The organism is Candidatus Margulisiibacteriota bacterium (assembly GCA_028706105.1).
Lineage (GTDB): Bacteria > Margulisbacteria > Riflemargulisbacteria > GWF2-35-9 > DYQY01 > DYQY01.
This window is the reverse complement of the sequence record JAQWCF010000048.1, coordinates 1-14134: the sequence shown is the minus strand read 5'-3', so window position 1 is coordinate 14134 and position 14134 is coordinate 1. Positions and strand designations below refer to the sequence as shown.

13 protein-coding genes and 1 pseudogene are annotated in these 14134 nt (G+C 33.0%); 13 read left to right on the top strand and 1 reads right to left on the bottom strand.

The genetic code is table 11. The features are described from left to right. Nucleotides 1-162 precede the first annotated feature (162 nt). Together PHF25_06075 and PHF25_06070 are read left to right on the top strand one after the other, a co-directional pair. Nucleotides 163-492, top strand: coding sequence for a hypothetical protein (locus PHF25_06075; GenBank protein MDD4527587.1), 330 nt, complete (start codon nucleotides 163-165; stop codon nucleotides 490-492). Nucleotides 493-639: 147 nt separating this feature from the next. Further along, nucleotides 640-1704 (top strand): annotated as a pseudogene (locus tag PHF25_06070) (IS481 family transposase). 80 nt (nucleotides 1705-1784) lie between these two features. Here PHF25_06070 and PHF25_06065 read toward each other — a convergent pair. Then, nucleotides 1785-2920, bottom strand: a protein-coding gene (locus tag PHF25_06065) for an IS630 family transposase (protein MDD4527586.1) whose coding sequence is annotated in 2 segments (ribosomal slippage) — nucleotides 1785-2494 and nucleotides 2494-2920 — 1137 coding nt in all. Because the reading frame shifts where the segments join, the coding sequence is not laid out codon by codon here. A gap of 157 nt (nucleotides 2921-3077) precedes the next feature. On the opposite strand from PHF25_06065, the gene PHF25_06060 reads away from it, so the two are divergent. From PHF25_06060 to PHF25_06010, 11 genes are all read left to right on the top strand, one after another. Further along, nucleotides 3078-4001 (top strand): hypothetical protein, encoded by a 924-nt coding sequence (locus PHF25_06060; protein MDD4527585.1) that lies wholly within the window; start codon nucleotides 3078-3080, stop codon nucleotides 3999-4001. A gap of 11 nt (nucleotides 4002-4012) precedes the next feature. After that, a complete protein-coding gene (locus tag PHF25_06055) occupies nucleotides 4013-5425 on the top strand; it encodes an oligosaccharide flippase family protein (GenBank protein ID MDD4527584.1) in 1413 nt (470 codons plus the stop codon). Then, on the top strand, nucleotides 5409-6560 hold the full coding sequence (locus tag PHF25_06050) for a hypothetical protein (protein MDD4527583.1): 1152 nt from the start codon (nucleotides 5409-5411) through the stop codon (nucleotides 6558-6560). Before PHF25_06055 ends, PHF25_06050 begins: the two co-directional genes overlap by 17 nt. Before the next feature lie 76 nt (nucleotides 6561-6636). Then, nucleotides 6637-7032, top strand: a complete 396-nt coding sequence (locus PHF25_06045; GenBank protein MDD4527582.1) for an acyltransferase — start codon at nucleotides 6637-6639, stop codon at nucleotides 7030-7032. 200 nt (nucleotides 7033-7232) lie between these two features. Then, nucleotides 7233-8348 carry a glycosyltransferase gene (locus PHF25_06040; GenBank protein MDD4527581.1) on the top strand — a complete coding sequence of 372 codons (1116 nt, stop codon included), beginning with the start codon at nucleotides 7233-7235 and terminating at the stop codon, nucleotides 8346-8348. 30 nt (nucleotides 8349-8378) lie between these two features. Beyond that, nucleotides 8379-9527 (top strand): UDP-N-acetylglucosamine 2-epimerase (non-hydrolyzing), encoded by a 1149-nt coding sequence (wecB, locus tag PHF25_06035; protein MDD4527580.1) that lies wholly within the window; start codon nucleotides 8379-8381, stop codon nucleotides 9525-9527. After that, nucleotides 9524-10396: a ChbG/HpnK family deacetylase gene (locus tag PHF25_06030; GenBank protein ID MDD4527579.1), complete on the top strand. Its 873-nt coding sequence runs from the start codon at nucleotides 9524-9526 to the stop codon at nucleotides 10394-10396. Before wecB ends, PHF25_06030 begins: the two co-directional genes overlap by 4 nt. Continuing rightward, nucleotides 10393-11580 (top strand): glycosyltransferase, encoded by a 1188-nt coding sequence (locus PHF25_06025; GenBank protein MDD4527578.1) that lies wholly within the window; start codon nucleotides 10393-10395, stop codon nucleotides 11578-11580. Before PHF25_06030 ends, PHF25_06025 begins: the two co-directional genes overlap by 4 nt. Further along, on the top strand, nucleotides 11580-12647 hold the full coding sequence (locus tag PHF25_06020; protein ID MDD4527577.1) for a CapA family protein: 1068 nt from the start codon (nucleotides 11580-11582) through the stop codon (nucleotides 12645-12647). Before PHF25_06025 ends, PHF25_06020 begins: the two co-directional genes overlap by 1 nt. Then, nucleotides 12644-14005: a hypothetical protein gene (locus PHF25_06015; protein ID MDD4527576.1), complete on the top strand. Its 1362-nt coding sequence runs from the start codon at nucleotides 12644-12646 to the stop codon at nucleotides 14003-14005. The genes PHF25_06020 and PHF25_06015 overlap by 4 nt, the downstream gene beginning before the upstream one ends. After that, a partial coding sequence (locus PHF25_06010; protein ID MDD4527575.1) for a glycosyltransferase WbuB occupies nucleotides 14002-14134 on the top strand: 133 nt, incomplete at its 3' end. The genes PHF25_06015 and PHF25_06010, both read left to right, overlap by 4 nt.

Sequence of the window (14134 nt, the reverse complement as noted above, 5' to 3'; positions counted from 1 at the left end):
TAAAAGAAGGTTCTCAGCACTGAACAACTTAACCATTGATGAATTTTGGGAACAGTATAATGCTAAAAAAGAATCTATTAATAATGCAGCTTAACTTTTTGTCTCAAATTAGTTTGCAATTCCAGTGGAAAAGATTCGATTATTTGGCATCCTAGTGGTAGTTTGTTTATTGGATATGGAATTAGTGTTCAAGACATTCCTTTTACCTATCATACCAATTGGCAAGCACCTGGTAGATGGAGTATTGAAATATTAACACGAAAAAGACGGTTTTATTTAAAACCGATGGAAACTCTTCATTTCCAAAATATTGGAAGTGTTTCAGTTGAAACTATGCTTGTTGACGACCACCTCGACAAAGAATTCAAGCCAGGTTTGTATCTTCAGACCAAAGCCTTCCTCGAAGGCGATTATTCTCGATTTTGCACTATTGAGCAGCAGAAAGAGAATATTGGGAAGGTGTATAATAAGATGAGTGGGTATGATTTGTAAGTTATTCATCTGCTTGATTTTGTCATTAGCGTTATTGTTTTTATATAGTTAAGGACTATAAAGCTGAAACCGGTTTCAGGCAAAACGACTTTTATGTGTACGACTGGTTATCATGTCTAACAAAGAGTGTTAAATTTGTTAGCAAAAATGGGAACAACAAAAAGTGACAAAACGACAACAAAAGATCCCTTGGAAAAGATTGCACGTGATCGGCTAAGCGTATTGCAGTTAGCCGAGAATCTGGGTTGTGTTTCAGAGGCTTGTAGACGATCAGGCATGGATTGCACAAGTTTCTATGCCTGAAAAAAACGCTTTGAAGAGCAGGGATTGGAAGGGCTTAAGGACCTTCCTCCCATTCATCATTCACATCCTTTCACCACCAGCCAGGAAGATATTGCCAAAATACTCAGTGCTGCTGAACAGTATCCCGGCTGGGGATGTACCAAGATCTCAGACTACCTGAAGCTGGAAGGATGTTCGGTCTCTTCTCCTGTAGTACAAAAAATATTGATCCGGAATGGATTGGCTTCACAATTTGATCGTTATTTGCATTTGGAGGAAAAACATCTAAAAGAAGGAATACCATTAACGGAAGAACAAATACGGAAAATTGAAAAGTTCAATCCCTGCTTTGCGGAACGTCATGTGGAATCTTCCCACCCGGGTGAGTTGTTATGCCAGGACACCAAGCTGATAGGGACACTATCGGGTATCGGACGTGTATATCTGCATGCTTTGGTAGATACGTACGGATCATTCGGTTTTGGGTTTTCACATACCAGTAAACAACCGGAAGCTGCGGTAGCCCTTCTTTACAATGATGTTTTTCCTACTTATAGGGAATGGAATATCCCCATTGAGAGCATTCTTACCGATAACGGACGGGGATACTGCGGAACCGATGCCCATCCTTATGAATTTTTTCTGCAACTTTCCGACATTGAACACCGTACAACAAAAGTCAGATCACCAAAAACAAATGGTTTTGTGGAACGGTTCAACCGCACGGTAAAAGAAGAATTTATCCCTGTTGCCTTTAGAAAAAAGATTTATACTTCTATTTCCGACCTGCAGGATGAATTGGATCTGTGGCTTACACATTACAATTATGAAAGGCCTCACAGAGAGTATCGAAATTTGGGTAAAAGACCTTTTGATACCGTCAATAATTTTATTTCAAAGAACAAACAATCTGTTAGACATCAAAGCTAGCTGCACATTTTATGCAACAAATGATAAACGTTAAAGGAGCCAAATATATATTTTAAATGTTACAAAGTACTAGTGTCATGTCAATCATATATTGACGGATATAAACGATGCAGTTTTACTCTTGCCTGATCAGTTGTGAACTGCCACTTTATTTTGGCTTTTTTGTTGTTTCTATGGTTTTGCCAGGCACTTACTTGAGCCTTTATCGTATTGATCTTGTCAATTCTTCTGTTTAAACATTGTTTGGTTAATACATTCAATTCTATTTCAGCCATGTTCAGCCAACTGCCATGCTTAGGCGTAAAAACAAATTCCAGGCGATCCCATAGTCTTTTCGCCTCAGCAGGGGCAAATGTTTCATATAATGCAGCTGCACTATGTGAAGCCAGGTTGTCCATTATCAAGGTTATATTTTCTGTCTTGGGGTATAGCTTGTCACAAATATACCGTACCAACAACGCCCAGTCCTTTTTGGTTCGGTTTTGGGTGACCTTCATATAACGCTTTCCTGCCAAGGGCTCACTTACCATAAAAATATTACACACCCCACAGCGAGAATATTCATAATCAACTCTTTTTTCAAAACCCGGCTTCATTGGTACTTCACTACGCACTTCTTTTATCAATTGTTTTGGGGTCTCATCCATGCAGACCACCGGCCTGGCCTTATTGTACGGTCGTTTATAAACATCTAAAACCTGTTCCATGGCAGCAACAAAATGGCTGTTTTGATGTGGTGGTATTACCCAGCCTTTGACTCGCCAAGGCTTAAGTTCGTTTTTTTTAAAACCTTTCTGACTGTTTCATGCGAAATCTCATCAACATAATTCAATTCTACCATGCGATCAGCCAACAAGCGTAAGGACCATCTGCAGAACCCTTGCGGAGGTTCACTGCAGGCTATTGAAACAAGCCTGGCTTCGGTTTCTCCGTCAACCCTTTTTTCATATACCCGACTCGTTGGCGCAACACCAAGAGCTGCATCCAGGCCTTCTAATACAAAGCGTTGTTTTACCCGATCAATGGTTCGCATACCTGTCTTTAATACATTACATATCTGCTCGTTGGTCTGTCGGTTCTCGTTATAAGGACCTTGATCAACATTAAGTAAAATTAGAGAATGAATGACCTTTTTGGCTGTTTGATTGCCTTGTCTTGTATTGGCCATCAATGATTCTCTTTCTTCTTTTGTTAAGGTTACTTTGTACTTTACCATGACAGTTTTTTCAGTAAAGATACAAAATATTATTAATTACGTCATACTATAATTGACATGACACTAGTGAGTTTATAATTAAAGAAAAAATTGTGATATGTTAAGACCATTTGGGTTTACTCTTTTTTTGGTACGTTCTCCATTTCAGTGTCTATGTATGATGGAAGCTATAAATTATTTTCATATTGATAACTATGAAGTATTAGTGACCTATTCTGACAATAACAATTTAGATAAGATTGATGCATTACTGAAAAAGAATAAGATTCAATATAAGAAAAAAAAAGTCGCTCATATTGTGTATGGCGTTATCCCATTTTTATTTTCAAAGCATAGACATTATCGGAATATTTTCATTGGTTATTTGTATTCTGAAAGTAGTATAGCTATTGCATATATACTAGGATCATTTAGATCAAAAATTTACATTTTAGATGATGGGGTTCAAATATTATCTTTTTTTTCTCCATATCCTAGAAAGATGCAATATAAGTTTAAGTTTAAGATAGTCTTATTTTTTTATAAATTAATAGGGATAATCAAGTTAGTTAAGGGCCCATCTTTTTTTACAATTTTTAATGTTTCATCTAATAAATATGAAATAACTAAAAATCCGTTGTCATTGTTGAAATCAAAGTCCAAGGAATATAATAAAACAAAGGGGATATACATAATTGGCACAAATTCATCAAAGTTAGATTTTAAGTACTATTCATATGAAGAGTATCTAATAGCACTTCACAAAGACGTTTCATATAGATATCCTAATGAGAGTATTTTTTATTGCCCTCACAGAGGTGATCAAAATCTCAAAACAATATTTTCACTTTGTAGACAACTAAACATAACAATATTTGATACCAAAATTTCGGTAGAATATGATTTTATTGAAAATAATATTTCTCCAAAATTAGTCATTGGATTTACATCAAATGCATTATATACATTAAGCTTGATATATCCAAATGCCATAATCGAAACAGTAATGTATAGTCTTAATTCTGAAAATGATAATAAAGAAATCCAAATTATCAGAAATCGAATGATGGAGAATGGAATAACTACTGTAAAAGTCTTATAAGTATCTACTGAATGAACAAAAATCGAAAACTACTTTTAAAAAACAGTTTACTTTTAAGCGTAGCTCCATTTCTGCCAAAAGTTATAAATGTCTTACTTTTACCAATTTTAACCAAGTATTTAACTGATGTAGATTTTGGGATTGCAGCCACAATTTCTGCTTATTCTCAATCTATAGCTGCGTTTTCCACTCTTGGGCTCATTGTCTATCTTCAAAATATTTTTTTTAAACATCCAAATCATTATAAGCTAATATGGCGTCAGATATATGGGTTTTTAAAAGTATGGATGATTATATACGCATTTTTTCAGGCACTATTACTTTTCTTTTTTATCCCTGAAGAAGCAGATCAAAATAGATGGCTTATAATAATTCTATCAAATTTTTCAACTGTTTTTTTTGGTCCAACAGCTACAATTGGTAATGCTTATTACATATATACTAAACAATCATTCCCTATTGTATGGAGAAGCGTTCTTGAAAGTTTAATAACGATTTTCTCAAACTATATATTGATAGTCTATTTTAGATTGGGCTACATGGGATGGTATATAAGTAGTTTTATCGGTATTTTTTTTAGTAATGCTACTTATTGGTATGTTGTTAACAAGAAACTAAATTTGCAACCTATATATAAATTTAAAAAGAAAACTTTAAGGAAAGCACTGTCGATTTCAATTCCAACAATACCACATTATTATACAAGCTATCTACTTGACGGTTCAGGACGTATGGTTTTGGATCAGAGTAATGTGGCACAAGGAGAAATTGGTAGGCTTAGTATCTCTCAGCAGCTTGGTAGCCTATTTCAGACTGGAATGAGAGGCATTAATAATGCTGTGTCACCATATTTAATGCAGGCACTAAAAAATAGAAATCAAAAGATAATTAAAAAGATTTGTCTTCTCTTTGTTACAGTAGTTTTTGGACTCGCGTTTATATTGTCTTTATGGAGTAAAGAAATATTTAATATTTTACTTTCAAATGATTCTTTAAAATCATCATATCCATTCTTTATAATATATATTATGGCATTGTGTTATAGACCGATGTATCTGGTTGTTTCTAATTATTATTTTTATTTTGAAAAGACAAAGCAACTTCTGGTTATTACAATAATGTCAGGTTGTATAGCTTTTATAACATATTTATTATTTATACCACACTATGGTGTTTGGGCATTTCTTATAGGCCATTATATCGCATGTCTCTATTATGGTTATTCAGGGTATTTTTACAGTAGTTATATCAATAATACAAGTATTAGGATCCCAGTCATAAGAATAATGCTAATTCAATTAGTGTTAACTGTAAGTGCTTTCATTTTTGTTGATTATTTAGCTCTAAAAACTGTTCTTACTGCCTTGCTCTCAATCTTTATTTTAGTACAAATTTACAAAAACAGGCATGTCATTAAAAAATAACTCGACTTTTACAGGCTTGGTATTTATCTTCTTTTTTGTATTACAACAAATTATTATTTATGTATATACTCCATATAAATACTTTTTTTTATACAGGCTAATTATTACTTTAATTACTCTTTTAATTGGTCTAAACTTACCATTAACGAAAAAGCAATATCATTTACCATTAATTTTTATGATAATATGTGTTTTTGGTTCTTTTTTTTCATTTTTTAACGGTACTCCATTAGGTGGTTGTATTTCAAAATCATTTTTTGCGTTATGTGGTTATATAGGATTTGTTTACATATCAGAAAGAAAAATAAATCTTCGTTTATTTGATTATGTATTGGTTATACTATATCTGCTTTTTTATATTACCTACTTTTCTTTAGAAGAATATACTAGAAATCAATTAGATGGTTATTTATATGGTAAATCATCATCAAATACTATAGCTATCAGTTTGAATATTGTCTTATTTATTTATTACCTGTTGAGTAAGAGTTATAAAGAGAATATTAAATACAAAATTTTATTATTTTCATTAATTAATATTGCGTTAATAGTAATACAAGGAAGTCGAGCTGGAGTTGCTGTAGCTTTTATTTTAACCATTCTTGTTATATCTGATATTGTATATTTAAAGTTTAAACGTTTCTATGCTTCATTTCTTATTGTAATTCTTATAACTTTTGTATTCATATATTTGAATATTGATAAATTAGGTAAAATAGTTGATGTGACTAGAATGCAAGGAATAAAATCACTACAAGAGGATGTGCGAGGACGTGCTCAGTTATCTTTTTTTGTGAATATGGATTTAGGTTCTTTTTTATTTGGATATCCTTCAGAGTATGAATTTACACATGAAATAACGAGAACATTTAACGCTTTTTTAGATTTTTGGAATCGTTTCGGATTCATTCCTTTTTTCTTTTTGTTTGTTTTTTTATTAAGACGAATAATTAAATACAGAAACTTCTCAATTTCATTTATATATTTAATCCCAATTATTTTCTATTCAATGGTGGAATCATTATGGGGAGCCACTTCGTGGGATATATTGATATATCTGTCAATATTTTACTCTATCAAACTGAACAAAAATTATGTTTCGAATAATTTCAAAGTTGCAGCGGCAATTCATTAGAAAGTTACGTCAATGGTGTGTTCTCAGATCTGTAAAATCGCATAAAGGTTATGTGTTTATAGGTGGGATTACTCGATTGTCAAAAAATACAATACTTAACGAAAATCCCAATTTTAATGGAATGATTATTAAGGGTAGAGGAGAGGTTTATATTGGTAACAATTTTCATTCAGGAGAGGGTTGTTTAATTATTACATCCTATCATAATTACGATAAAGGTAAGTCTCTTCCTTATGATGATACAATGATAAATAAAGATGTTTTTATTGGAGATAATGTTTGGTTGGGCGATCGTGTTATTATACTAGGAGGAATTAAGATTGGAGAAGGTGCAATAATTCAAGCTGGAGCTGTTGTTATACGGGATGTTCCAGATTTAGCAATTGTAGGTGGAAACCCTGCAGCAATTTTTAAATATCGAGACAAAGAACATTATTATTCATTAAAACCAATAAATTGTAACTTCGATTAGTGTGTATTATTATACTACTTCAAAATCAGACCACCGGTTAAATTTTCTGATTATGTTAACGATGAGAAAAAAGCACAGTAATGCTTTCAAGGCCCAAGTGGCCAGCGTGCTTCTGAATCCTCTAAGGCACCAGCCATTCGATATCTTAAAAATTTTGTCAGGTGCTTAATTACTGACCATTATTATTTATTTAACAGTCGATGAAGAAAATACTCATGCTGGTGCGCACCAGTGGTCTTGAATATGATGACAGGATACGAAAAGAAGCCATTTCTTTAAAAACGCTGGGATATAACGTTTCAATTTTGGCAAATTATACCAGCAATAAATCAGAGAAAGGGGTTACACAATATGGTGCACCTTATAAAGTTTACTCACTAATAACAAGGAAGATTTTCCCTTCGGCTAAACTGCTCCCGCTTAAAATGTTTGAATTTTGGCTGAGGGTATTTTTTGATACCTTATTCAAAAGTTTTGATTATGTATGGGTGCATGAAGAATATATGGCATTAAACATTTTATTTAAACCTACAAGAGGTAAATACATTTTCGACCTACATGAACTTCCTCTTTTTTTAACGAAAAACAAAAAAATGATTAAATTATACCATAGAATTGAATCCAAATCATATAAACTCATCGTTGCCAATTCTGATCGTCTATACTATATGATTGAAACAGGATTGGTAAAAAATAAATCAAAATACTATATTCTGAACAACTTTCCGGATAAAGTTTTTCTTGATTTACCAGTAAATAACCTGCCTGAAAAAGCAAAAAATTTTATTGGCAATTCTCAATACATTTTAATGCAAGGTGGTGGGCATAAGACAAGATATCCCTTAGAGGTTCTTTGTGCAATAAAGAAATACGGAAAATATAAAGCAATAATTGTTGGGCCTGTCGCAAATGAATTTGTAGAGCAAATAAAAAATGATTTTCAGGATGTCGTTTACATAGCAGGTTATATTAAACAATTGGAATTAACTAAATATATAGACAATGCATGGGCAAGTATTATTCTTTATGGACATACCTGCGAAAACAACATTTATTGTGAGCCCAACCGTTTTTACCAGGCATTGAACAGAGGCGTCCCTGTAATTGTAGGAAATAATCCTCCCATGAAACGAATAATTGAAGAAACCAAAGCAGGAATCGTTTTGAAAACCGATGGAAGAAATATTGATGATATTGTAAATGGTATTTCAGAATTGGAAAAACATTACAAAGATTTTAAACAAAAAGCCATAGTTGTGAAAGAAAAGTATATTTGGGAGGCGCAAACAGCAATTATTAATAGCATAGTTAATTAAATTACGTTAAATTAAGTTAAATTAAATTAAATGGTAATAGATTTAATAGCCGGTGCACGGCCTAACTTTATGAAAATTGCGCCAATAATTGATGCAATAAAAGAGGTACAAAAAGAAGGTCAAAATATTTCTTTTCGTCTAGTACATACAGGACAGCATTACGACTACAACATGAGCGGCAACTTTTTTGAACAACTAGGCATTCCTGTTCCCGATGTAAACTTGGGTGCCGGTGGTGGTACACAAGCCGAACAAACTGCTACAATAATGATAGGCTACGAAAAATTGCTGCTGGAAGAAAAACCAGATTTATGTCTGGTGGTAGGCGATGTAACCTCCACTATGGCTTGTGCTATTGCAGCTCAAAAGTTGCACGTAAAAGTGGCGCATGTGGAAGGGGGTATCCGCTCAGGCGATTGGAGTATGCCAGAGGAAATCAACCGTATGGTTACCGACAGCATCACCAATTACTTTTTCACTACAACAGACATCGCAGATGAAAACTTGTTAAAAGCAGGCGTGCCAAAATACCATATTTTTAGAGTGGGCAATACCATGATAGACACGCTCATGAAACATCGTCCACACTTTCAAAAACCGCCGATTTGGAACGAAATAAACCTTATTAAAGGCCAATACATTGTAGTGACTCTGCACCGCCCAGCAAATGTAGATGAAGAAATTAAATTTAAAGAACTACTGGATGAAATTATACTTTCATCAAATAACCTCCCAATCATCTTCCCTGTCCATCCCCGCACTTCTAAAATAATAAAGTCGCTATATCCGGAACTTCCCAAATCGACCAATCACTCTCTCGCCTATAAGACTAGTTGCACCATCCCTCCCTCTCTTCACCTAATAGAGCCTCTCAGTTATTTAGAATTCAACTACCTTGTAGAAAGAGCACTTGCCGTAATAACTGACTCTGGTGGAATTACTGAAGAAACCACCGTAATGGGTGTTCCTTGTCTAACCATACGCGACAATACCGAAAGACCAGAAACTATTACTATTGGCACTAACGAATTGATTGGGACTAACCCTAAATCTATTAAACAAGCTATGGCAAAACTGTTTGCTGGTAATTGGAAAAAAGGAGGTATTCCTGAATTGTGGGATGGGAAAACTGCTTCGAGAATTGTTAAAACAATAATTGAAATTTATAGAATTGAATGAACGAAATTCAATTAATTACTAATGCTGATGATTTCGGCATGAATGAATCCATTACGGATGCCATTTTAGAAACGCATCTGAATGGAATTATGACCAGCACAACCTTAATGGTTAATATGCCGGGATTTGACTATGCAGTTAAAAAAGCTAAAGAAAATCAAACACTGGGTGTAGGAATTCATTTCAATCTCACTGAGGGGAAGCCGGTAAGCTCGCCAAACTTAATTCCTGAATTATTGGGTGAAAATGGTTTATTCAAAACAAATGCAATCCAACGCAAGAATTTGTTAGTTGGAAAAGAAATTTACAAACAGGCCTACATTGAATTAAAAGCTCAATTGGAGAAAATGTTTGACAGCGGGATTGTTCCCACACATTTCGACAGTCATCATCATATTACAGGTGTTCCTATGGCTTTAAAAGCTTCAGTGAAAGTTGCAAAAGAACTCAAAATAGAGAAAGCCCGAATAACAAACATTGACTTTTGTTATACAAATAAGTATAATGGAAGCATTTTGACGAAATTTAAAAGAGAAGTTTTAAATACACCAAAAGCTTTAGTGCACAAATGGAATAAAAGTAAACTTAGAAGTAATGGTTTTAAAACACCTGATACGAAGCTTTTACCAACCAGAGTTCTACCTCTACAACATGATGAAGTTGAACAGTTTATACAGGCTTTGTCGATATTAAAACCAGGAGTCACAGAAATAAGTTTGCACCCCGGGTACATGAATTCAAATCCGCATGATTCAGTAAATACAGCTTCTTTAAGAATTCGTGATTTTAATGTGGCAACTTCCAAAAAAGTAGAAGATTATTTGTCAGAAAATCAAATTAAACTCATTTCCTTTAAAGATTTACGATGAAAAAAAACATACTTTTCTTGCATACTACGGGTAACTGGTGGGATCACCGCTATTACTTCAAACAAATGCCGGCCCTGGTCAATGCTGATTTTTCAGTGAGCTATTTGGTTTGTACTTCTGAAAAAATCGATAATCCTCAAATTAATACATTTATTGTATCTAAAAAAACAGTAAAAAGGGCAAGAATTTCTGGAGGTTTTAATCTTTTAGGTAAAGTTCTGAAATCAGATAGCAATCTGGTGCAAATTTGTAACCTTGAATTGCTGCCATTGGGTATTTTTTTGGCATTGTTCACCTCAAAAAAAGTCTTTTACGATTGCCGGGAGGATCATTATAATGCAATGCTGTCAAGCAAAGTTTGGTTTTCAAAATGGATCAGATTATTGTTGGCTGCGGGAGTTAAAGTATTGGAGTTTTTGGCCTCTAAAAGTTTTACCGGATTTATTGTATCAGATCCTGCAATTTTTAAGATGCACAAGTATATGTCTGATAAAAAGAAGGTTTTGTTTTACAACATGGCAATCAATCAACAATTTGAAAACGAACAAATAAAAAATAATAATGCTGAAAAATTGTATGATTTAGTTGTATTAGGATCAATGAGCATTCGAACCGGTGTGTTGAATGTAGTTGAAGCTTTAGTGGCACTAAAAAAACAGGGCTTTATTCTAAAATTAAAACTAATTGGTAATCCACGTATTGACAAATTGTTGTGGGAAAAAATTGAAAAATTTATTAGTGAAGAAAACCTTCACAACCAAATACATATCACCGGGAAAGTACATTACTCCCAAGTCCCAAATGAATTATTAGACTGTAAAATAGCAATAATTCCGTTACTTGACTTGCCAAAATTCAGGAACAACATGGCGACTAAACAGTTCGAATATATGGCAAGTGGATTACCGATAATATCGTCGCGGTTGCAACCACAACAATACTTTATTCAGGAAGGATTTAACGGACTTTTTTATGAGCCTGGAAACGTACAAGATTTAGTTGAGAAAATTTTAGTATTAATTGAAAATCCAGAACTCGCAGCAAAAATGGGAAAAAATGGTTTGCAAAAAACTAAAAAAGATTGGAATTCAGAAAATCAGCAGTTAAAATATGTTGATTTTTATTTAAATCGTATCCTAAACAAACCTTATATAGAGGATCAGCTTCCACCAATAAAAGTATAATGATTGAATTAGCATTTGTTGGTGATATTATGTTAGCTCGTGGTGTTGGAGAATTTCTTTCAAAACACTCTAACCATATTATTATATCAGAGCAGGTTAAAAATATATTGAAAGGTGCTGACCTGTGTGTCGGCAATCTTGAAAGTCCGGTAGCTGTAAATGCCGAACCGATTAAAAAAAATGCATTTAAAGCAAATCCTGAAACACTGAAACAAATTTATATATTCGACATTTTCTCATTGGCAAACAATCATATTAAAGATTGCGAAACAGAGGGTGCTATTGAAACTACTGAAATTCTAAAGGAAAATTTATTTGAGTTTTTAGGCTTATCAGATAACCATAACTTGCCTATAAATCCTATTTTTAAAACAATAAAGAATAAAAATATTGCATTTTTTGCCTGTGCTGTACCTGATTGTATTAAAAACGAGAAAGCTAATGACTTCCCCAGAGTAATTGATGCAACAAGTAAATATTTCTTGGATGCAATAAGTTATCATAAGGAAAAATCTGACTTCACAGTAATTTTAGTTCATGGTGGAAATGAAATGATTCCATATCCTGAACCAAATTTTAGAAATTTATGCCAGAATTTTATTGATTGTGGGGCCGACTTTGTTATAACTTCTCATCCCCACGTTTTAGGTGGCCATGAAAAATATAAAGCTGGTTACATTTTTTATAGTTTGGGAGACTTTATTTTTGATGCGGATAGCTTTTTGAGACGAGAGAGTGCTATTTTAAAGATAAAAATAAAAGACTCCATTAGTTGGGAATATATTCCTACAACAATTTCTAAAAATTTTAGAGTGGTTTTAGTCGAAAAAACACTAAATGATAAGATTATCAGTAAGATAAACCTGGTTTCTACAAGATTGAAATCTTTCGATTACAATAAAAAGTATTCCAGTTATTACCAATCATCACTGCGGCAGTTTCAAAAAGACAGGATAATTTATAAATTAAAAAATAAAGGAATTTTGCACGTATTGGGCTTTTTGATTAAAAAAATCACTTTAATTCCGCATTATTCAAAAAAATTACTTCTAAAACAATACAAATGATTTTATCAGAAGAATTTATATTAAAAAGTCCGTATTTTGTAAGAGAAACGTTCATTAATCTTTACGGTTATTATCTTTCTCAAAAAAGATTTAATAAAAGATTTTACCATCTTTTGGACGAATTGATTTCAAATCTTCAGAAAATCCCTGACCAGATTAAAACAGAACAATTTGAAATGCTCAAAAATATTTTAATTCTGGCCTATGAAAATGTTCCTTATTATACAGAAATTTTTGATAAAGTCAGTTTTAACCCTTTCGAGTTTAACAATGAAAAGGAATTAGAAAAGTTGCCTTTGCTTGATAAAGCAACAATTCGGAAAAATTTTAACAAACTTCAAAATCCAAACTTTTCGACTAATAAATTAAAGCTTCATACAACCAGCGGCTCTACGGGTGAAAAATTAAAGTTTTATCAGCCTAAAGAGTTAACCTATACAATTAATGCTGCTTTTATGTATCGTTTTTATGCTCTACATGGTGTTATGCCAAAAGATAAAAGGGTAACTATCGGAGGGCGTAGATTCACAAATAAACCACCGTATTGGAGTTACAATCGTTTTGAAAATCAATTATTATTGTCTTCACATCATTTGAATCATACAACAGGTAAAGATTATATTAATAAAATTAACGAATTTAAACCTGTTTTCATACAGGGGCATCCAAATTCAATTTTGTATTTGGCCAATTTAATTAGTAATGATTATGCCAGACTTACTGTCCCTATAAAAGCAATATTCACTACTGGGGAAACCCTCATTGAAGAAAATAGAGCAAAAATTGAGATTGCTTTTAGAACAGGCGTCTTCCAGCAATATGGTTCTGGAGAAAGTTGTTTTTCTGCTCAGGAAACTCCTGAACAGGAGGGATATATGCTAAATTATGAACATGGTTTTGTTGAAATGATAGGAGATGGTAAATATAAAGAAATTATAGCTACATCATTTCAAAATGAAGCTATGCCATTTATTCGTTATAGGATTGGTGATTTAGTTCACCCCATTTCTATTGAAAAACAAAGGAAGTATCCCTTACCATATCTTTTCGATGAAGTTTTAGGACGAATAGATGATATCTTAATGTCTGAAAACAAAGAACAAATATTACCTGTTGCCATACGGATGGTAATAAAACCTTACTTGTTAGATAATACGAATTACCAGTTAATACAAAAATCTATTAATGATTTTGATTTGAAGCTAGTTGATTTAGAAAAATCCATTGTAATTAAAGACATAGTCCAACGATTGAAATCGGTTTTAGGAAATAAAGCTAAGTTTCAAATTCTATATGTTGAATCTTTAATATCAAACGGTGGAAAAATACGAAATATAATAAACAACATGGGTAAATGACAATACTTTATTTCCATCAACATTTCACGACTCCTTCTATTGGCGGAGGGACACGCTCCTATGAATTTGCCCGTAAGCTGATTGAGCGGGGACATCATGTGACCATGGTATGTGGTGAGACGGCGAAGT